The sequence below is a fragment of the Mycobacterium sp. MAA66 genome (assembly GCF_041261665.1).
Taxonomy (GTDB): Bacteria; Actinomycetota; Actinomycetes; order Mycobacteriales; family Mycobacteriaceae; genus Mycobacterium.
The window spans coordinates 819,752-840,073 of record NZ_JBGCCC010000002.1; the positions used below are offsets into that span (position 1 = coordinate 819,752).

Consider the following 20,322-nt stretch of genomic DNA (forward strand, 5'->3'; position numbering starts at 1 on the left):
CGCACCGTCGTCGGCCGACCTGGCCCGATGGTCGCCTGGAGCTGTTCATCGACTCACTCCACCGTCACCGATTTGGCCAGGTTGCGCGGATTGTCAACATCGCGGCCGAGAGCCAAGGCGAGTGTGCGTGCCAAGACCTGTAGCGGCACCGCAGCGGCGAGCGGACCCCACGGGGCGTCCAGATCGTCGGCCACCGGTACCGTGCTGCCCTGCGACCCGATCGTGATGACTCGGGCACCTCGTGCGGTAACCGCCGCAACGTTGCCCGCAAGTCTGCGATCGGCATTCTCCACGACGACCACCGGGGTACCCGATTCCACGAGTGCCAGCGGCCCGTGTTTGAGCTCACCGGCAGGGTGGTGCTCAGCCCATCGGTAGGTTAATTCCTTGAGCTTCAACGCACCTTCGGCCGCGTATGGCAGCGATGTTCCTCTGCCGAGGTAAATGACGCCGGTAGCGGTGATGAGCTCTTCAGCGATAGCCGGCACAACGCATTTCGACGTCGCACAAGCAGCGGCGAGCTGGTCCGGAAGGTGACGTAGGTTGTCCACGAGTCGCCTGGCACCCAGCTCAGCCAGGCGATGTTGAGCAACCAGGGCCGAGATCATCACTGCGACACCGGCGACGATCTGACAGACGAATGTCTTGGTGGCAGCCACACCGATTTCCGGGCCGGCCGAGCAGGCCACCACTGCGTCCGTGCCGCGGGCCAACGTCGAGTGGGTGCTGTTGGTCAGAGCGAGCAGCGATGCGGGCGAAAACCTCCGGGTCCTGATGGCGCGCAGGACATCTGCCGTCTCCCCGGATTGACTGATCGCCAAGCAGAGAGTCCGTGGTTCCACCAGATCGTCGGCGACCTCACTGGCGACCAGGTTGGCCACGGGCATCCCACCCACTCGATGGAGAAAATTGGTGATCACGGTTCCGGCATTCAGTGAAGTACCACAACCGATCACCTCGACGCGGTCGAAGTTCGCCAGTCCGAGCTCGCGCCATAGCCGACCAGTGGCCACCCCACCGCCCAATTCGTCGAGCACCTTGGCCACCGCCTCTGGTTGCTCGTCGATCTCCTTGGCCATGTAATCCGTGTAGCCGTTGAGCCCCACGTCGCTGCCGCGGACATCGCTCGCGATCAGGTCGTTGCTCGACACGTCGACGCCGCGATTCCGCCACCGGCCCTTACCGCTCAGATCAACGACATCACCGTCGTCGAGAACCCGGAACTCGTCGGCCCAGTCCGCCACCGCCGCAATGTCGCTCGTCGCAAATTCGCCAAAACTGGTGTGCGCCACGATCAGTGGTGATCCATTGGCAGCCACCACCAATTGACCCGTGTGTCGTTCCAACACTGCCAGGCCCCAGGTACCTTCGACATGCACGAGTGCCTTTTCAACCGCTTCGAGCAGGTCCGCGCAGTGTCGCAATTCCTCTTCCACCAGATGGCAGAGGACTTCGCTGTCGACCGTCGAGGAAAACGAGTGCCCCGAGGCCCCCAGCGCTTCGCGTTGTTCGTCTGCATTCTCGATGATCCCGTTGTGGACGACGCAGATATTGCCGGTGCAGTCCATATGCGGATGCGCATTGGCCTCGGTCACCATGCCGTGGGTCGCCCACCGGGTATGCCCGATGCCCACGGAACCGAAGGCCGGTCCTGCCCATTCCCTTACGCGCCTGTCCAATGCGCGGACTCGCCCTACCGTTCGCACCGTCGCGATATCGCCGGCAACGGTGGTCACCGCGAGACCTACGGAGTCGTAGCCGCGGTACTCGAGCCGGTGCAGCGCGGCCAACAGATAGTCGATCGCGGATTCATTTGTCCGACAAGCGATAACGCCGCACATCAGTGCCGTCCTTGCCATCGCGTGACGCCGGCGCCGATAAGCAGTCCCGCTCCCCAGCGGGACTCCCGACTGCGACCGGCGGCATTCCGTGCCGACGACGACCGCGTCGAGGTATGAATTCCCCTGGATTCCAAGATCATTGGCCAATCATGGGGATTGCCGGCCCGCCGGCAAATAGGCCATAGGATCGAAATTCAGACCGGTCCGGCACTAGTGCCCTGACGCCGGGGGACTAGTCCGCATGACGCCGACGGGTGAACCTCATCGATCTGCAACGAGGTGCGTCCGCGCAATCAACCACCATCTACGTGGTCGTTTTCGCAGCTGACGCCTCACCACAGATCGGCCCCGGGGCAGCGCTGACCGATCAGCCGGCCGCAATCCGGGAACTAGTCCCCTAACGCGTTCGTACCGCCGCATTCAGGTCGTCAATGAATTCGCGCAAGCAACCGTGCACAACCGGATCGGCGCTCGAAATATTGCGAAAGTGGTTATTTAACAATGGCGTTACTTATAGACGGCACCAATAGATCGAAGGCGATCGCCGGGTGGATCCACCGGCGATGGGAGATCAGTATCCCGAACCGACGGTGCCGATGCGTTGGGTGCGTGCAGAGGCTGCCGCCTCGGCACGTGTCGCGACGCCGAGTTTTGTCAGCACGCTGTGCACATGATTTTTGACGGTGTGTACCGCAATACACAGACGGTCGGCGATCTCTCGATTCGACATTCCCGCCTCCAACATGCCCAAGATTTCGACCTCGCGGGCGGTCAGAATCCGCTCTCCGAGCGGATTCTGGGGCTGAGAAGCAAGTGCCGACAATCTCTGCAGCAAAATCGCAGATAGTCGCGGCGAACACATCGTCTCACCGCCGACGACCTTCTCGATCTGCGCAAGTAGATCCTCCAACGACTCGGCCCTGGTGTGATATCCGGCTACCCCTGCCTCCGCGCAGGCAATGACGCCAGATTCGTCGTCCTCGGACACGCCCAGAACCACCACACGAACGCCAGGATCTGTCGCTACCGCGACATTCAACAGGGCCGCGCTGTCCCGGGTGGCGATGTTCAACAAGATCACCTCTACCGAGCGCTCACGCATGGCAATCACCAGAGTCCGTAGATCCCAGGCAAATCCGATAGCCGGCAGGCCGCGAGCAGTGAGCGCCGCAGCAAGGCTGTCACGGTACAACATACAGTCGTCAACGATCAGTATCCGTACTCCGCAAAGTTGGTTTCGTACAACGGTGTGCGGTGAGCGCGCCGAATTCTCAGTGCCGTCAGGCGTCATCGGAACAACATTTGGAGCGGCCATCGCACCGGGATCCGTGTGCCGCCGATTATGAAGCACCTGACTGCCGACTTCGTGCGGCGCAGATACGACTCCGATGGCATCACCACTGACTGCTAGGCGAGCTACCGATCCAAATGCCTTCATTTCCTCTCCCTATGCACCAACCCTTGCATTGCACCTCAACGGAGTCCGCCGGCGATCAGCGGCCAACAAACGCACCCGGACAGGGATCGGCCGGGAATCAGCACCGGCACATGACCATCACAAGAAACAGCGCCTGGTACTTCCGTTGAAGTTGCGAACCTTCCTCGCACATCGCGACACGACGAACTCTCCAGAAAGGCCGGATGGCCACGAATCCTGCCAACTTGCTGGCCGTCAGGATAATATATCCAGCCGCGGTCTGCAATCGATTTGAGACGAAAAGTATGATTCTAGCGAAGTCGGCGTGTACAAGATCGTCAAATCCGGTGCCGCTGAACACTACAGAGATCGCGGTCGATAATTTTCAGCAAATAATTGACCGCCAGCGCCACGCTCCGAATAGACTTGCGCGACAATATTGTCGGATCATCCCGGGTTGCTGTGGAGGCGCAACCAGCTACTCGAGTTCAGCCAAAGATTCGCCCGGGTCCAGGTGCCGCCACGCCGCCCCGTCGGCTGTCTAGTCGGCTAGCCCATCGTCCGGCGGTGACACCTTCAGATCAGGAATGGCATCGCCGATCCGATACGCCTCGATGGCGTCCAGACCCGCCGACAACTGGTCCACATCCACGTTGTAGATGTGCCCCTCGTCAGCCGTGCCGACCAGCACCAGCTGAACCTTTTGCGGATCAGAGACCCAGATGCGGGTCACCGGCTCACGTCCGTCGTCGTCATCCAGCTCGATCCCGGACGGCGGGTAATACCAGGTGATGAAGTCGTCGTTGGAGTACTCGGAGTCGTATTCCCAACCGCGCGGGACGATTTCGTCGGCGATCCGGGCGATGCCCTGCACCTCGGCGTGGACATCTTCGGGCAGCCAACTCACGTTGCGCACTGTCTGACGCTTCTTACGACGAGCCTTCTTCGCGTCGGATTGCCTCGACATCGTTAGTGCAGCGCCTGATCGAGATCGGCGATCAGATCCTCGGTGCCCTCCAGGCCGATCGAAACGCGCACCACACCATCACCCAGGCCGATGGCGGCGCGGCCTTCGGGCCCCATCGCGCGGTGCGTGGTGGTGGCCGGATGAGTGATCAGCGTCTTGGAGTCGCCCAGGTTGTTGGAGATGTCGATGACCCGGAGCTTGTCGAGCACCTCGAACGCCCGGTCCTTGCCGCCGTCGAGTTCGAAAGTGACCACGGTTCCACCGCCGCGCATCTGCCGCTTGGCCAGATCATGCTGCGGATGCGACTGCAGAAAGGGATATTTCACCCAGTTGACACCGGACACGCCTTCGAGGAACTCGGCCACCCGGTGCGCCGAGGCGTTCGAGTAGTCGACCCGAAGCGACAGTGTCTCAAGACCTTTCAGCAAGGTCCAGGCGTTGAACGCGCTCATCGCCGGACCCGTGTGCCGCATCAACTGCTGTACCGGTCCGGTGATGTATTCCTTGTCCCCCAGGATCGCACCGCCGAGCACCCGGCCCTGACCGTCGATGTGCTTGGTGCCCGAGTACACCACCACGTCCGCGCCCATCGGCATGCCCTGCTGTAGCAGCGGGGTGGCAAAGACGTTGTCCAACACCACCTTTGCGCCCGCCGCGTGGGCCAGCTCGGATACCGCGGCGATGTCGACCAACGACTGCATGGGGTTGGACGGCGTCTCGAAGAACACCGCGGTGGTCGGCACCGACAGCGCCTGTTCCCACTGCGAGAGGTCGTCGCCGTCGACGAACACCGTCTCGATACCCCACCGCGGCAGGATCTCGTTGCACACCACGAAGCACGAGCCGAACAGGCTGCGCGCGGCCACCAACCGATCCCCCGCGCCCAGCAGGGCGCCAAGCGCGGTGAACACCGCCGACATACCGGTCGCGGTGGCGAAACAGGCCGGGGCGCCTTCGATCAGGCGCAGCCGCTCCTCGAACATCTGGATGGTCGGGTTGCCGTAACGCGAATAGACGTAGCGGTCGATCTCACCGGTGAACGCCTGCTCGGCCGCGGCCGCGGATTGGTAGACGTACCCCGACGTCAGATACATGGCCTCGGCGGTCTCTTCGAATTCCGACCGCAGCAGACCGCCCCGCACCCCGATGGTGGCCTGGCTGACGCCGTCTGGCAGTGCCGCCGGGACCCGAACCGACGGGACCCCGTCACTGTTCAGTTGGCTCATGACTGCACCCATGGCAACCCGATGGCCCGCCAACCGGTGCCGCCGCGATGCCGGTGCTCGTCAAGGTTGCCCTCGAAGCCGTCCAGCACGTTGTACGACGGAGCGATGCCCGCGGCGGTTGCGGCCTCGGCCGCACCGATGGAGCGATTACCCGAACGACATAGGAACACCACCGGCCGCTCACCCGGCGTCACTCCGGCGGCCTGCAGGTCATCGACGAAGCCGTCGTTGTGCCTGCCGTCGCCCGAGTTCCACTCGATGTAGACGACGTCGCGTCCGAGGCTGGAGATGTCGGGTACACCGACCCACTGCCATTCGGCACGGGTACGGCAGTCCACGAGCACTGCCTCGGGGTGGTCGCGCAGCAGGTCCCAGGCCTGCTGCGGCGTGATGTTTCCCGCGTAGCTCACGGCTGCGAGTCTGTCACACCTGGCTCGGGACCGGCGAGCACACCTTCCAGGCCCCGTCCTCGCGCACCAACGTCACCGGCGCGTTGGCCTTCTTGTCCGCGTCCTTGTCGAAGTGCACCGTCACCGCAGCCGTCGCGTGGTCTCCGTCGATGTGGATGTCCGACACCTCGTCGATATAGCGCTGACCGCTACGGACCGCCGAATCACGTTGCTGGGCAATGACATCTGCTTGTGTGCCGTACTGGGCTTTGCACGTGTAACTCTGGAAGCGCCCGTAGTCCAGGCGTTGCAGCCCATCGTTCTGGCCGACCACCGCGGTCCGCACGCTTTGCTCAGGCGTCGGCCCACCTCCGCTGACGGCTCCTACGTTATTCAGCACCACGATGACGACAATCACGACGACGATGACCGCGAGCGCCCCGAGGAAGGGGGCCATCGTCGGCCGATCAATCGGTTCCTGCTCGGTCACGCCCCGTCAACCTTTCCCGTCACTCCGCTCGCCCCGCCAAACTTCCCGTCGCTCCGCTCGCCCCATCCACATCAACCCAACCTGATGTCGACATAGCACCACCGCCAGTTCTCCCCCGGCTCCACCGAGCGCATGACGGCGTGACCGGTCTGCCGGAAATGCTCGTTGGCGTGCCGGTGCGGACTGGAATCACAGCAGCCCACTTGCCCACAGGTCAGGCACATCCGCAGATGCGCCCACGTATTCTCGCCATGTGCCGCACAATCCCCGCAACGGCCCGGGGTCAGTGGCGCGGGCTCGGGCACCCGGCCGGCTGCGGCGAGGTGTTCGCAGGTTGAAGGTGGAGCGTCCTCAACGCGTGGCCGTGTTCGCCCCAGTTTCCTGCGCATGGTGAACAAGGATAGGCGGGCTGAGGCGAGGAGGTTTTCCAGACGTGGGTGCCCCACTATTGGCGGTGCTGGTCGCGTCGGTGTTGTTGGCTGCGCTGGCCCGCCGATATGACGTTTCCGCACCGCTGGCTCTGGTCGTGGTCGGGCTGGCCGCCGGACTGATTCCCGGCGTACACGGCATCGAATTGCAGCCGCAGTTCGTCATGTTCGTCGTGCTGCCGCCACTGCTGTGGTCCGCAGGCATAGACAGCAGCTACGTGGCGCTGCGCCGAAACGTCCGCACCATCGGCATGCTGGCGGTCGGGTTGCCACTGGCCACCACATTCGTGGTCGGTCTGGTGGCCTTTCACACCGTGCCGGAACTGACCCTGCCCGCCGCCCTGACGCTGGGCGCCATCGTCGCCCCGCCCGATGCGGTGTCGGCCACCGCGATCGGCCGCCGGCTGGGGTTGCCTCGGCGGATCATGACACTGCTTGGTGGCGAGAGCCTGCTCAACGACGCCACCGCACTCACGGCCTACAAAGTGTCGCTGGCCGCCGCGGTCGGCGCCGCCACCACCTGGAAGGGCGCGCTGGGTACCTTCGCGCTGGCCGCGGTCGGCGGTGTGCTGATCGGCGGGCTGATCGGCTTGCTCATCGAGCGCATCCGGACCTGGCTGGACGATCCCCTGGTGGAGAGCGCCATCGGGCTGGTGGCCCCGTACTTCATTTACTGGCTCGCCGAGGAGGTGCACGGCTCCGGCGTGATCGCGGTGGTGATCGCCGCAGTGCTGCTGGGCCAGCGGTCCACCCGCGCCACCTACGCCACTCGACTGCAGGACGACGCGGTGTGGAAGTCCGTGACGTTGGTCCTTGAGTCGTTCGCGTTCCTGATGATCGGCCTGCAGCTGCCGACCGTCGTCGACGAGCTGACCGGCATCCGCGCCTCGACACTGGCAATCGCCTCGGTGGCAGTGGTGACGGCAGTGATCGTGGTGCGGATCGTCTGGGTCTACGTGATGGCCTACGTCCCACGTGTACTGTCCGCGGGCATCCGGCGACGGGAGCCCAGACCGACGCCGGCGCAGGTGTTCATCGTGGCGTGGGCCGGCATGCGCGGCGTGGTTTCGCTGGCCGCCGCATTCGGTGTGCCGATGAGCACGCTGACCGACGACCGTTTCCCCGGGCGGCCCCAACTGGTCTTCCTCACGTTCGTGGTGGTGATAAGCACCCTGCTGTTGCACGGCCTGACGCTGCCGTGGCTGATCAAGGTGCTCGACGTGAGCAGCGAAGCCGAGACCCACCAGGACGCCCTGGACGAGGCAGCCGCATCCACCCGCGCCGCGCAGGCCGCGGCCGATCGACTCGACGAACTGCTGGCCGACGACTCGGGCTCGACCGTTCAACAGCACGTCGGAACGGTGCTGCAACATTGGAATGACCGCCGCCGCAATGCCGTCTGGGAACGGCTGGGCCGCAGCGAAGACGACATCGGCGAGAGCCCGGCCTCGGCCATGCGCCGGATGCGGTTGGAGATGCTGGCCGCCGAACGCGAGACGTTCATCGCCGAGCGCGACGCCGGCAACATCGACGACGAGGTGCTGCGGACCGTGCTGCACGGTCTGGATCTGGAAGAAGCCGCGCTCAACCGCGAGTGACTTCGGCGTCGCCGCGTCGAGAGTCGACGCTTGTGGCCTTGACCGCCCCAGGGCCACCGCCTAATCTACAACCAAATGGTTGTAGATTCCTTGACTGACGCGGAGATCGACCGGATCTTCCACGCGCTGGCCGATGCCACCCGCCGGGACATCGTGGTCCGGACCATGCGCAGCGACCAGTCCGTCAGCACCCTGGCCCGGCACTACGACATGAGCTTCGCCGCGGTTCAGAAGCACGTCGCCGTGCTCGCTTCCGCGGCATTGGTGCACAAGGAACGCCGCGGTCGAGAACAGCTGGTCCGGGCGGTGCCGGAAACCCTGAGGCACGCCGGCGTCCTCTTGGACCGATACGAGGCACTCTGGCGCGACCGGGCCGCCGCCATCGAAACCATCCTCGCCGAAGACGGCTACCCACCGCTGAAGCCGTAAAGCCGCGCCCAACCCCGAAAGGACACCGATGACCGTCATCAGCAGCAGTACCGATCCCCAAGCCCTCATCATGACCTTCGTCGCCGAGTTCGCCGCGCCGCCAGAACGGGTATGGCAGGTCTGGGCCGACCCGCGTCAGCTCGAGCGCTGGTGGGGGCCACCGATCTGGCCGGCGACGTTCACCCGCCACGAACTGACGCCGGGCGGGCAGTCGCGCTATCACATGACCGGACCCGAGGGTGAGAAGGCGCCGGGCTGGTGGACGACCATCTCGACGAAGCCGCCCGCCGCGCTGGTCGTCGAGGACGGGTTCTCCGGGCCCGACGGCGAGCCCGACCACGCCATGCCGACCATGCGGATGGAGGTGTCCTTCGAAGCGGTCGACAGCGGCACCCGCATGACGATCCTGACCCGCTTCACCGACATCGAACAGCTGGAAAAGGTCGCCGCCATGGGCATGGTCGAAGGCATGACCGGGGCGCTCGGCCAAATCGACGCAGTGCTGGCCGGATAACCGACGAGAACCCCTGCAAAGCAAAGGAAAGGAAAGGAAAGGAAAGCGACCATGTCATCACCCCCACAACCGTGCCTGTGGTTCGACGGCCGGGCCCGCGAGGCCATGCAGTACTACGTCGAGACGTTCCCCAACTCTCGGATCGTGTCGATCGAGGAGTATCCAGAAGAATCACTCGACGAACACTTCACCGGCATGTCCGGCAAGGTCATCAACGGACGATTCACCTTGAACGGCACGGATTTCACCTGTCTGGACGGCGGTCCCGCCTTCACCTTCAACGAGGCGATCTCATTCGTGATCAGTTGCGCCGACCAGGCCGAGATCGATGCCTACTGGTCGAGGCTGTCGCACGTGCCCGAAGCCGAGCAATGCGGTTGGTGCAAGGACCGTTTCGGGATCAGCTGGCAGATCATCCCGGCCGCCATGGGCGAACTGTTGCAGCGGCCCGAGCAGGTGCAGACCATGATGCGACAGAAGAAGATCGTCATCGCCGAACTGACGAACGCCTGAAGCAGCGCCGAATCAGGCACATCCCCAACGTCGGTTGGTGACCAGACCTTTTCCGCTGGCGCAATGTTGATCGGCCATCTGCGATGCCCGTAGTGAGTGCGAGAGCAGCCACAGTGGTGGACAATGCCCCGCAGGGCGATAAGTGGCGGGCACCGACAGCGATCGGCGGTCGCAGCGGTCCGCACGGCGTGCACGTTCTCGACACATTCAGGCATCCCGGTTGACGGGGACTCGGGAATACCTACTGGACACCACCCCGACGGCGCGACAACCCTCGGGACCACCGCATCCATTCGGCCAGGAGATGAGCATGGTCGCCGCCGAGGCGCTTCGTCATTCAAGAATCTCACTCGCCCACGGAACCGGTGCGATTCCGGCACCCGGATTCGGCACGCTGATTCCAGACCTGGGCCAAACAAAGCAAGCCACCACGGCGGCGTTGGAAGTGGGCTTCCGACATCTCGATGGCGCGGAACGCTACCAAAATGAAGAAGCGGTCGGCGCCGCGATACACGAAGCGATCGCGGCGGGGACGGTCCGACGGGAGGACCTGTTCGTCACCACCAAGTTGTGGAACACCAATCACCGTCCAGAGCGGGTCCGACCTGCATTCGATGAAGCCGAATGTTCTGGAAGACCCGGTGATCACCGCCATCGCCGAGCGGGTGCACATGTCGCCGCTCAGGTCGCTCTGTCCTGGGCAGCGCAGCGCGGGACCGCATTCCTGACCACCTCGACCAAACCCCAACGCATCAAGGAAAACTTCGAGATTTCCACCCTTCCCGAAGAAGCCATGCAGGCGATTCGGGACCGCATCACCACGAACATCAGGTTCAACTCGGTGGTGAACACCGGAGTACCCGGGTTCATCCCCAGCATCAAGTGAGTCGAATACCACGGCGCGGGAAGCGAATTGGCCGGTTTCCCCGGACGGTCCAGTGCTGACGAACACGGATGGAGAGGGACAACTGAAATGAGTCGCGTTGCCGTAGTCACGGGAGCCAGCCGCGGAATTGGCGCGGCAATCGCGTTGCTGCTTGCAGAGCGCGGGTTTCGCGTGGTGGTCAACTATCGTTCCAGCGCCGGAGAAGCTGATGAGGTGGTTAGGGCCGCGACCGCGACCGGCGGTGCGGCCATGGCGATCCGGGCAGATGTCACGGTGGCCGACGATGTGGCGGCCCTGGTGAGCGAAACCGAACGACGGTGGGGCGGCGTGGACGTGCTGGTGCACAACGCGTTAATACCTTACGCCATAACGTCGTTCGCTGATCTGACCTGGGAGCAGCTGGGCGGCAAGCTCGATACCGAGCTGCATGCAGCCTACTTGGTCACCAAAGCTGTTGTACCGTCAATGCTTTCGAATGGTTACGGTCGGCTGGTGTACATGAGCACCGTACTGTCGCGCCATCCCCGCGACGGGATGATCCTGCTCGGCACCGCCAAGGCGGCAATGGACCAGTTCGTCCGGTACGTCGCCCTCGAGTTGGCACCGCATGGAGTCACCGCCAACCTGGTCGCGCCGGCAACGGTTCAGGGAACGGCAATGAATCAGGCGTTGACTCCAGAGAAGTTGCATGACCTCGGTGCGGCCACACCGATGGGCCGCCTGGTTCGGCCCGACGACATCGCCCACACGGTGGCGTTCTTGGCCAGCGAGGAGGCCTCCTTCACCACCGGCCATTACATCCCGCTCGACGGCGGACTCGCAATGGACTGAACGCGGCCATACCGCGTCGAAACCGGTTACACCGAAAAGGGACTCTCACCATGCACACAATCGACCTGGCCTACGTCGGGCGCGGTCTTCACGAAGAACTGGTCGCCTATGTGGCCGATCAGGAAGGTTACTTCGAAGACGAAGGCGTTCACGTCGCCATGCGGGACGGAACCCGTTGGCACACCGAGCGGCTGCGTGCCGGTGCGATGATCGGACACGGCCGGGCGCTGTTGTCGCGGTTGACCGAAGACATCGAATGGACCGGCCTGAGCGTCACCACCGACCGTCCGTTGTTCTGGTTCCTCGGCGGACCCGACGTCACTTCCATGGCAGACCTTCGCGGGCGCCGCCTCGCGGTGCACGCCCCGGACAACCCTCCCGGATGTTTTGCCCGCATCGTGCTCCGGCAGCACGGTCTGGACCCCGATCGCGACGTTGAGTCGCTGGTGCGGCACCCCGGCGACTACCAGATGGACCTGCGAAATCTCCGCGACGGGTCGATCGATGCGGCCTACGTCGGCAGCAGCATCGGACCCGAACAGGTCGCCGAAGAAGAAGGCTTCCACATGCTGTCCTGGGTGGGAGACTCCTTCCGCATTCCCACCGTGGGCATCGTGGTGGATCCGACCCGCAACCCGATCGACAGCCCAGCGGTGCAGGGGCTGGTGCGGGCCAATCGGCGGGTCCTGCAATTGCTGTCGGACCGACCCGATGTGACCATCGAGTACCTGGCAGCGTTTCTGAGCCGGCTGACCCGCGAAGAGGTGCACCGCTACTACGAGCGCTACGTCGCGCCGTACTTCACCTCCGACGGCCACGTGGACCTTGATGCCGCCCAGCAAGGGATCGACGCCGTCGCGGCGGAACTCGGCGTCCCGCCGATCCCCGCGGGCTCCATCTACGTGCCGATCACGGCCGGATTCGGCTGAGTCGCAATCGAATAACCACGGCAGAAGAGTCGCGGCGGTCGGAAGGGAACACACCGTTGGCCACCTTGATGTCAGTAAACGTCGGCTTGCCCGCAGACATCCCGTGGAACGACCGCACCGTGTACACCGGTGCCTGGAAGTACCCGGTGGCCGGGCCCCGAATGGTACGGCGGCTCAATATCGACGGCGACGGACAAGGCGACCTCGGCGGCCACGGCGGCGAGAACCGCGCGGTACTGGTGTACCAACTTGACTCATACCGCCACTGGGCCAAGGAATTCCAGCGCGAAGACCTCGTGCCAGGAATGCTGGCGGAGAACTTCACCGTTGATGGACTGCCCGACGACGAGGTGTGTATCGGCGATCGGTACCGGATCGGCGACGCGGTATTCGAGGTCAGCCAACCGCGGGTGACGTGCTACCGCGCCGGCATGCGCATCGGCCAGCCCCGGATGGCGGCGCTGCTGGTCGCCCACGGTCGACCTGGCTTCTACTGCCGGGTGATCACTGAAGGCCAGGTGGAGGCCGGCCAAGAGATCACCAAGCTGGCGTCGGGACCCGAGCAGGTGACAGTCGCCGAGATCGACGCGCTGCTCTACCTACCAGGCCATCCTCGCGACGGTCTGGAACGGGCGCTTCGCATCCCCGCACTCAGCCTCGGCTGGCGAACATCCCTGCAACGCCTCGCGGAACAGGCAAAAGACACCCCGTCATCGGGCGGCAATTCCGGACTCACGGCGCCTACTGCCCCACCGGCCTGGACGGGATTCCGGCCGCTTCGAGTGACGGCCGTCCACCAGGAGAGCCGTCAGGTGCGGTCGGTGTCACTGGCCGCTCCTGACGGTGACCCTCTGCCGGAATGGCAAGCAGGCCAGGCGATTGCGCTGCGGCTCGAGCCGGACTCCGAGCGTACCGGACTGATCCGCAACTATTCGCTGTCCAATCGGCCCGGCTCGGATCACTATCGGATCAGCGTCAAGCGTGAACCACACGGCGCGGCAAGCGGACTCATCCACGATCAGATACGGACCGGTGACCTGATCGATGTCGCAGCACCGCGGGGCACCTTCGTCCTCACCGACCGTGACACTCCGGTGATCCTGCTGTCGGTCGGCGTCGGTGTCACCCCGATGCTCTCGATGCTGCATGCGCTCGCCGCCGCCGACTCGTGCCGGCAGGTGTGGTGGCTCTACGGCGCCCGCTGCGGCGACGAACATCCGTTCGCGCGCGAGAGCCACGCTCTGCTGAATCGGTTGTCCGACAGCAGATCCCACATCTGCTACAGCGACCCGGCCCCAACCGACAAGGTGGGTATCGACTTCATCGAGCACGGCCGCCTGTCGATCGGGGCGGTCCGGGACCTGGGCTTGCCGCCCGACGCGGACGCCTACTTGTGCGGACCCGTCGCATTCATGGATGCGTTCAGCGCCGCCCTGGAGCATCACGGCCTGGAGCCAGGCCGCATCCACACCGAGCGTTTCGGCTCGGTAGCCGCACTTACCCCCGGGCTCACCGGGCAGCCGGTCGCGCCGCACCTGCCCTTGGGACTCCCCGGTCCGGGCCCCGAGGTCCAATTTGCGCGCAGTGGCGTATCCGCGCCGTTTGGGCCACCCAGCGCCAGCCTGCTTGAGTTCGCCGAGGCGTGCGACGTCCCCGCCCGGTGGTCGTGCCGCACCGGCGTATGCCACAACTGCGAAACCGCACTGCTGTCCGGATCGGTGCGCTACGACCCGCAACCACTGGAGCTCCCGGCTGAGGGAAACATCCTGATCTGCTGCGCACAACCCACCGAGGCCGTGGTGATCGACCTGTGAAGGGCTCGGGCCAACGGGCCGACCCACCGATCAGACGTGGCCAAAAAATCAAGAACCCTCAGTCGAAGTCGCAGACGGCCGGTGGTGTTCGGCCCGCACCAGCAACAGCACGCTGACCACCAGCACCCACACCGGGAACGACAACGTCATCCACATCGATGTGTCCGCGGCAATCAGATTTATCACCGCGACAAGGTAAGTCAGGCCCACCAGCCATCTGGGCATCAAACCGGTCTTGAGCCAGATGGTCGCCGAGGACACCATGAACACCGCGGCCATCCGCACCGCGTAGGTGTCGGTCAGCGTCACCAGCAAGCCACGACCGAACTCGACAACCTGACTGTGCAGGTCGGGCGCGATGTCGGCGCGCCGACTGGCAACCAGTCCCGACCCCACCGCGGATGACGCGAAAATAACTGACAGGAACAACAATCCGCTGCCCAGGAACACCGATGAGAAGAACCGGTCTTCCAGTGCACCGAAGCCGTCGCGCACCACACCGATGAACCACAGGAACGCGATACCCGCGAACGGCATCAGGATTGCCGCCACCCGCAATCGGGTGTTGGACCCATCGATGAATTGCGAGCCGGGCTTCGCCCCGTCCGGCAATGCGGTCTTCAGACATACCACTGCCACGCCGAACAGCAGGGCGAACAGCACCCCGGCGACCGCCGCGGCATGCGGCGTGGACAGCTGACGAAAGCTGCGTGGATTCCGATCGACGGTCACGGCGCCATGCTGCCACTGCAAGCCACCACCCGTTGCCGTTATGGTGGTCGAGAGTTCAAGCGGGACAACATTTTCATCGAGGGGAGCGGCGCGCAACCGATGACCCTCTACGGACCGGACACCTCGAACAACAACTTCAGTTCAGTAAGCGCGGCCATCGCGTTCGTCTCCCAGTTGCCCGGCCAGGGCTTCTCCTGGATCGAGCAGAAGGTCTCCGAGGGCAACTACTACCAGGACCCTTACTGGCCGGTGATCTCCCAATGGTGCCGGCGGAACAGCTTTCCGTGCATCGGCTATCACTACGTCACCACCGACGAACCTGCGACGCAGGCCCAGACCTGGCTCGCCAACCATGGCGGCAGCTACGCAATGCTCGACTTCGAGGCGAATTCCGGTGACATCCACAACTTCTGGGCCGTCGTCGATGCATTCAACAACGCGGGAGTCCACATCTCGCTGTCCTACATCCCACACTGGTACTGGCAGCAGATCGGCTCTCCAGACCTGTCGCAGGTGCCAGGGCTGATCGCATCGAACTACGTCAGCGGTACCGGGTACGCGTCAAACCTCTACCCCGGCAACGACAACCCGAACTACTGGTTCGGGTACGGCGGTGCCACACCCCAGCTCCTGCAATTCACCGACGCGGCCCAGATCGGGACTCTGACGGTGGACTGCAACGCTTTTGCGGGGACCCTCGATCAACTCATCGCACTCTTGCAAGGAGGCAGTATGACCGGGCCGGATCCGACCACCGCGACGCTGAATCAGATTCTGGCGATCGTGCAGGATATCCAGGCACAACTGCGCGGGCCGAACCTGAACGGCTGGCCGCAGCTCGGTCAGAACTCCCACGGGCAGAACCTGACGCTGGTCGACGCGGTGGCCGAGTTGACCACCGAGGTCAACGACATCAAGAGCTGGATTCAGGGCTGACCGGGCAACAGCCGGATCATCAGGCCCTTGGCCTCGGCCAGCAGGTTGCCCTCGGGGTCGTACAGTTCCGCGGCGACGAACGCCTTGCGTCCCTCGGTCTCGGTGACCCGCCCCTTGGCGATCAGTGGGGTGTTGATCGGTGTGACCTTGCGGTAGTCGACGTGCAGGTACGCGGTGCGGCTGATGGGCCGGCCCGCGGCGTGGATCACCATGCCGAACACCGAGTCGAACAGCAGTGGCAGCACCCCGCCGTGCACCGCATAGTTGCCGCCCACGTGATAGCGGCTGAACGTCACCCGCAGCTCCACACCGTCCGGCTCGAATCGGTCGACGAACCACGGCGGCATCAGCAGGCTGCCGACTCCCGGCAACGACGGCACCCGGTTCGCCGGACCGACCCCCTCGGGGGCCTCGAACGGCCCCAACAGCTTGACCAGTTCCTCGACCCGGTCCGCGGCGTCATCCCAGGTATCGCTGTCCGGGTCGGCGCAGACCGCAAGGTCCTGCAGCCGGCGCATGCCCTCGATGAACCTCCCGAAGCCGGGCCCCGGCTGAGCCACTTCGAAGACCGGGAAGCCACCGTGCTGGTCGATGAATCCGTCCGTCACCCGAGGATGTCCCGGCGGACGATCGTCTCATCCCGACCGGGACCCACACCGATGCACGAAACATGGGCTCCGGCAAGCTCTTCCAGACGCAGCACGTAATCCCGGGCCTTGGCAGGCAGGTCCTCGAAGGTTCGGCACTCGCTGATGTCCTCCCACCAACCCGGCAGCTCTTCGTAGATCGGCTCGGCACGGGCGATGTCCACCTGCGTCATCGGCATCTCGTTGGTGCGTTTGCCGCCCACGGTGTAGCCCACGCACACCGGCACCGTCTCCAGGCTGGACAGCACGTCGAGCTTCGTCAGGAAGTAGTCGGTGATGCCGTTGACCCGAGTGGCGTAGCGCGCGATCACCGCGTCGAACCAGCCACAGCGCCGGGGCCGTCCGGTGGTCACGCCGACCTCGCCGCCGGTTTTGGCCAGATAGGCCCCGTTGTCGTCGAACAGCTCGGTCGGGAACGGGCCCGAGCCCACCCGGGTGGTGTAGGCCTTCAGGATGCCCAGCACCGTGGTGATCCGGGTCGGGCCGATACCCGAGCCGACCGCCGCGCCGCCCGCTGTCGGGTTCGAGGACGTGACGAACGGGTAGGTGCCGTGGTCGACGTCCAGCAGCGTGCCCTGCGAGCCCTCCAACAACACCGTCTCGCCGCGCTCCAGGGCTTCGTTGAGCAGCAGCCGGGCATCGGCGATGCGGTGCTTGAAGCCCTCGGCCTGCACCAGCAGGTTCTCGACCACCTCAGCCGGATCGAGCGCCTTGCGGTTGTAGATCTTGACCAGCACCTGGTTCTTGAAGTCCAGGGCGGCCTCGATCTTGTTGGCCAGTTGATCGGGGTCGAGCACGTCGGCGACGCGGATCCCGATGCGCGCGATCTTGTCCTGGTAGCAGGGACCGATACCGCGCCCGGTGGTGCCGATCTTCTTACTGCCCATGTACCGCTCGGTCACCTTGTCGATGGCGACGTGGTACGGCATCAGCAGGTGCGCGTCAGCCGAGATCAGCAGGCCCGAAGTGTCCACACCGCGGTCCTCGAGCCCGGACAGCTCTGTGAGCAGCACCCCCGGATCGACCACCACACCGTTGCCGATGACATTGGTGACGCCGGGCGTCAGAATGCCCGACGGGATGAGATGGAGGGCGAAATTCTCGCCCGTGGGCAGCACCACCGTGTGACCGGCATTGTTGCCGCCCTGGTACCGAACCACCCATTGCACACGGCCACCGAGTAGGTCGGTGGCCTTTCCTTTGCCCTCGTCGCCCCACTGGGCCCCGATGAGCACGATTGCCGGCATCGTATTGTCTCCCGCATTACCTGCCTAAATACTGTGGCAGCCGGTGAGCAACCTTATCCCAGCGAGACCCGAGGAGAGGCCTTGACCGCCAGAGAGGCCTTGGTTCTGGTGTTCGGCGACCGTCGGGTGCCGCGCGCGCTGGCCGATCTGACCGCCGCCGAAGTGGCCGGACCGGACGCACTCGTCATACCCGCCGACGCCGCCCGGGTGATCGTGGTGGGCGAGGCCACCGACCTGGCCGCCACCCTGAGCCGGCTCTTGCGCGACGACCGCCTGGACGTCGAGGTCGGCTTCGTCGAGCCGTGGCGCCCCACCCGGTGGGGTTCCGCGCGGCGCGCCAGACATGGTGCGGCCCAACGAGTTCCATTGATCCGCGACGAGACCGCCACGGTGATCGTCCGGTCCGCGCGCTGGCTGCCATCGGGCGCCGACGCCATCACCGGGGAGGCCGTCGTCGACGACACCGTGCTGTTCGACGGCACCTCCGCAGGCGTCGAGATCGAGCCGCTGGACACCGCCCCCGGGCTGCGGGCCCGGCCCATCGGAGGCGGGCCGCGGCGGTGGGTGGCCGGCCGCGCGGCCCAACTCGGCAGCACCGGCGCTTTGGTGGAACGCGATGGCGTGGCGGGATCCCGCCCGGTCCGCCGGTCGGCGTTCTATCGCAATGTTCAAGGTTGGCTCCGGGTCGGCTAGCTTTTGGGCGTGAACATGACAAGGCAGGGCGTGCGTCCCAGTCCGTTGTTCTGGGCGATCGTCGCGCTGACGGCGATCGGCGGCGCAGTGGCCTGGTACGTCGGCATCGAGGTCTCCCCGTTGGCCTACGCCGGCGTGTTCGTCTTCGTGATCGCGGGCTGGACGGTGTCGCTGTGCCTGCACGAGTTCGGCCATGCCTACACCGCCTGGCGTTATGGCGACCAGGATGTCGAACTGCGCGGCTATCTGACGCTCAATCCGCTGAAGTACTCCAACCCGCTGCTGTCGCTGGGGCTGCCCGCACTGTTCATCGCCCTCGGCGGCATCGGCCTGCCGGGTGGCGCGGTCTACGTGCGGACCTGGTTCATGACCGCCAAGCAGCGCACGCAGGTGAGCTTGGCGGGCCCGGCGGCGAACCTGGTGCTGGCGCTGGTACTGCTGACCGCCACGAACGTGTTGTTCGACCCGCGCCACGGCGTGTTCTGGTCGGGCGTGGCGTTTCTCGGCTTCCTGCAGGTGACCGCGGTACTGCTGAACCTGTTGCCGATCCCGGGGCTGGACGGTTACAACGCGCTGGAGCCACACCTGAGCCCTGACACCCAGCGTGCCCTGCAACCAGCCAAGCAATGGGGCTTTTTGATCCTGATGCTGCTGCTGATCGCCCCGGCGCTGAATCAGATGTTCTTCTCGCTGGTGTACTCCCTGGTCTCACTGACCGGCGTGCCCCCGCATCTGGCGATGATCGGCGGCGCGCTCACCCGCTTCTGGTCCGCCTGGTAACCGCGACTTGCACTCGCCTTAGGGCGCTGAGCACCCCTTTTCGCGCACAAGCCGACGGACCACTTGCAACATATGCAGAAGTACGCATATATTTCTCGCATGAGTGCCGGACACGATCACAGCCACGGAGCAACCACTCGCGTCAGCCGTATGGTCCTGGCCGCGGTGGTGCTCAGCGTCTTCTTCGTCATCGAAATCACCACCGCACTGCTGATCAATTCGATCGCGCTGCTGGCCGACGCCGGTCACATGCTGACCGACCTGGTCGCCATGTTCATGGGGCTGGGCGCCGTGCTACTCGCCCGCCGCGGATCGACCTCGGCCGCCCGGACCTACGGTTGGCACCGCGCCGAGGTGTTCACCGCGGTGGCCAACGCAGTGCTGCTGCTCGGTGTGGCGGTGTTCATCCTCTACGAGGCGCTGGAACGCCTCGGCGATGCGCCGCAAATCCCCGGCGTCCCGATGATCGTGGTCGCTCTTGCCGGACTGCTCGCCAACCTGGTCGTCGTACTGCTGCTGCGCTCGGACGCCGACAGCAGCCTCGCGGTCAAGGGCGCCTACATGGAGGTCGTCGCCGACACCGTCGGCAGCCTCGGTGTGCTGATCGCCGGCATCGTCACGGTCACCACCGGCTGGCCGTACGCCGACGTGGTGGTCGCCGTGCTGGTGGCGCTGTGGGTGCTCCCACGCGCCATCGCGCTGGCCCGGGCCGCCCTGCGCATCCTGTCCGAATCGTCGCCGAGCCACATCGACGTCGATGAACTACGGTCCGCGCTGGCCGCCCTGGACGGCGTCACCGACGTCCACGACCTGCACGTGTGGACGCTGGTACCCGGCAAGGACATGGCCACCGCGCACCTCACCTCGTCAGCAGATAGCGCAGACGTGCTCAAGTCGGCCCAAGCCGTGATGGCCGCGCGCGGACTCGAACACGCCACCGTGCAGGTGGAGCCGCCGGCTACCGGCGGCTGCCACTGCGAAGCGGACTAAGGGCGAGCGAAACGACGGGGATTAC

The 20,322-nt window shown here is 64.9% G+C and carries 22 protein-coding genes; 12 read left to right on the top strand and 10 right to left on the bottom strand.

Features of this window, described 5'->3' with window-relative positions:
• Window positions 1–53: 53 nt before the first annotated feature.
• The 7 genes from glmS to ABIA30_RS10515 all read right to left on the bottom strand — a co-directional run bounded on the left by glmS (window position 54) and on the right by ABIA30_RS10515 (window position 6,719).
• Window positions 54–1,841 (bottom strand): glutamine--fructose-6-phosphate transaminase (isomerizing), encoded by a 1,788-nt coding sequence (gene glmS / locus ABIA30_RS10485; protein ID WP_370064811.1) that lies wholly within the window; start codon window positions 1,839–1,841, stop codon window positions 54–56.
• A 571-nt stretch (window positions 1,842–2,412) separates the two neighbouring features.
• Window positions 2,413–3,036, bottom strand: a complete 624-nt coding sequence (locus ABIA30_RS10490) for a LuxR C-terminal-related transcriptional regulator (protein ID WP_370064813.1) — start codon at window positions 3,034–3,036, stop codon at window positions 2,413–2,415.
• A gap of 763 nt (window positions 3,037–3,799) precedes the next feature.
• Window positions 3,800–4,165 carry a hypothetical protein gene (locus tag ABIA30_RS10495; protein ID WP_370064815.1) on the bottom strand — a complete coding sequence of 122 codons (366 nt, stop codon included), beginning with the start codon at window positions 4,163–4,165 and terminating at the stop codon, window positions 3,800–3,802.
• 62 nt (window positions 4,166–4,227) lie between these two features.
• A complete protein-coding gene (locus ABIA30_RS10500) occupies window positions 4,228–5,451 on the bottom strand; it encodes an O-succinylhomoserine sulfhydrylase (RefSeq protein ID WP_370064817.1) in 1,224 nt (407 codons plus the stop codon).
• Window positions 5,448–5,861, bottom strand: coding sequence for a rhodanese-like domain-containing protein (locus ABIA30_RS10505; protein ID WP_370064819.1), 414 nt, complete (start codon window positions 5,859–5,861; stop codon window positions 5,448–5,450). The genes ABIA30_RS10500 and ABIA30_RS10505 overlap by 4 nt, the downstream gene beginning before the upstream one ends.
• 13 nt (window positions 5,862–5,874) lie before the next feature.
• A complete protein-coding gene (locus ABIA30_RS10510; protein WP_370064821.1) occupies window positions 5,875–6,330 on the bottom strand; it encodes a lumazine-binding protein in 456 nt (151 codons plus the stop codon).
• Window positions 6,331–6,401: 71 nt separating this feature from the next.
• A complete protein-coding gene (locus tag ABIA30_RS10515; protein WP_370064823.1) occupies window positions 6,402–6,719 on the bottom strand; it encodes a UBP-type zinc finger domain-containing protein in 318 nt (105 codons plus the stop codon).
• 44 nt (window positions 6,720–6,763) lie between these two features.
• Between ABIA30_RS10515 and ABIA30_RS10520 the strand changes: the two genes are divergently transcribed.
• From ABIA30_RS10520 to ABIA30_RS10555, 8 genes are all read left to right on the top strand, one after another.
• Complete coding sequence (locus ABIA30_RS10520) at window positions 6,764–8,356, top strand: Na+/H+ antiporter (RefSeq protein ID WP_370064825.1); 1,593 nt, start codon at window positions 6,764–6,766, stop codon at window positions 8,354–8,356.
• A gap of 75 nt (window positions 8,357–8,431) precedes the next feature.
• Window positions 8,432–8,785: an ArsR/SmtB family transcription factor gene (locus ABIA30_RS10525; protein WP_370064827.1), complete on the top strand. Its 354-nt coding sequence runs from the start codon at window positions 8,432–8,434 to the stop codon at window positions 8,783–8,785.
• 28 nt (window positions 8,786–8,813) lie between these two features.
• A complete protein-coding gene (locus ABIA30_RS10530; RefSeq protein ID WP_370064829.1) occupies window positions 8,814–9,299 on the top strand; it encodes an SRPBCC domain-containing protein in 486 nt (161 codons plus the stop codon).
• 51 nt (window positions 9,300–9,350) lie between these two features.
• Complete coding sequence (locus ABIA30_RS10535) at window positions 9,351–9,812, top strand: VOC family protein (RefSeq protein ID WP_370064831.1); 462 nt, start codon at window positions 9,351–9,353, stop codon at window positions 9,810–9,812.
• A 310-nt stretch (window positions 9,813–10,122) separates the two neighbouring features.
• Window positions 10,123–10,698 carry an aldo/keto reductase gene (locus tag ABIA30_RS10540; protein ID WP_370064833.1) on the top strand — a complete coding sequence of 192 codons (576 nt, stop codon included), beginning with the start codon at window positions 10,123–10,125 and terminating at the stop codon, window positions 10,696–10,698.
• An 87-nt stretch (window positions 10,699–10,785) separates the two neighbouring features.
• Window positions 10,786–11,529, top strand: coding sequence for an SDR family NAD(P)-dependent oxidoreductase (locus tag ABIA30_RS10545; RefSeq protein ID WP_370064835.1), 744 nt, complete (start codon window positions 10,786–10,788; stop codon window positions 11,527–11,529).
• 50 nt (window positions 11,530–11,579) lie between these two features.
• Window positions 11,580–12,458 carry an ABC transporter substrate-binding protein gene (locus ABIA30_RS10550; protein ID WP_370064837.1) on the top strand — a complete coding sequence of 293 codons (879 nt, stop codon included), beginning with the start codon at window positions 11,580–11,582 and terminating at the stop codon, window positions 12,456–12,458.
• A gap of 56 nt (window positions 12,459–12,514) precedes the next feature.
• Complete coding sequence (locus tag ABIA30_RS10555) at window positions 12,515–14,272, top strand: MOSC domain-containing protein (protein ID WP_370064839.1); 1,758 nt, start codon at window positions 12,515–12,517, stop codon at window positions 14,270–14,272.
• 48 nt (window positions 14,273–14,320) lie between these two features.
• Here ABIA30_RS10555 and ABIA30_RS10560 read toward each other — a convergent pair whose 3' ends face one another.
• Entirely contained in the window at window positions 14,321–15,004 is a 684-nt protein-coding gene (locus ABIA30_RS10560) for a hypothetical protein (RefSeq protein ID WP_370064841.1), read from the bottom strand.
• 99 nt (window positions 15,005–15,103) lie between these two features.
• Between ABIA30_RS10560 and ABIA30_RS10565 the strand changes: the two genes are divergently transcribed.
• Window positions 15,104–15,940, top strand: a complete 837-nt coding sequence (locus tag ABIA30_RS10565) for a hypothetical protein (protein WP_370064843.1) — start codon at window positions 15,104–15,106, stop codon at window positions 15,938–15,940.
• Here ABIA30_RS10565 and ABIA30_RS10570 read toward each other — a convergent pair.
• Both ABIA30_RS10570 and ABIA30_RS10575 read right to left on the bottom strand, forming a co-directional pair.
• On the bottom strand, window positions 15,931–16,548 hold the full coding sequence (locus tag ABIA30_RS10570) for a PaaI family thioesterase (RefSeq protein WP_370064845.1): 618 nt from the start codon (window positions 16,546–16,548) through the stop codon (window positions 15,931–15,933). The genes ABIA30_RS10565 and ABIA30_RS10570 overlap by 10 nt on opposite strands.
• Window positions 16,545–17,834 (bottom strand): adenylosuccinate synthase, encoded by a 1,290-nt coding sequence (locus ABIA30_RS10575; protein ID WP_370064847.1) that lies wholly within the window; start codon window positions 17,832–17,834, stop codon window positions 16,545–16,547. The genes ABIA30_RS10570 and ABIA30_RS10575 overlap by 4 nt, the downstream gene beginning before the upstream one ends.
• 81 nt (window positions 17,835–17,915) lie before the next feature.
• On the opposite strand from ABIA30_RS10575, the gene ABIA30_RS10580 reads away from it, so the two are divergent.
• From ABIA30_RS10580 to ABIA30_RS10590, 3 genes are all read left to right on the top strand, one after another.
• On the top strand, window positions 17,916–18,527 hold the full coding sequence (locus tag ABIA30_RS10580; protein WP_370064849.1) for a peptidase M50: 612 nt from the start codon (window positions 17,916–17,918) through the stop codon (window positions 18,525–18,527).
• Window positions 18,528–18,542: 15 nt separating this feature from the next.
• Window positions 18,543–19,307 (top strand): site-2 protease family protein, encoded by a 765-nt coding sequence (locus tag ABIA30_RS10585; RefSeq protein ID WP_370065507.1) that lies wholly within the window; start codon window positions 18,543–18,545, stop codon window positions 19,305–19,307.
• A 99-nt stretch (window positions 19,308–19,406) separates the two neighbouring features.
• Window positions 19,407–20,297: a cation diffusion facilitator family transporter gene (locus tag ABIA30_RS10590; protein WP_370064851.1), complete on the top strand. Its 891-nt coding sequence runs from the start codon at window positions 19,407–19,409 to the stop codon at window positions 20,295–20,297.
• Window positions 20,298–20,322: the final 25 nt, after the last annotated feature.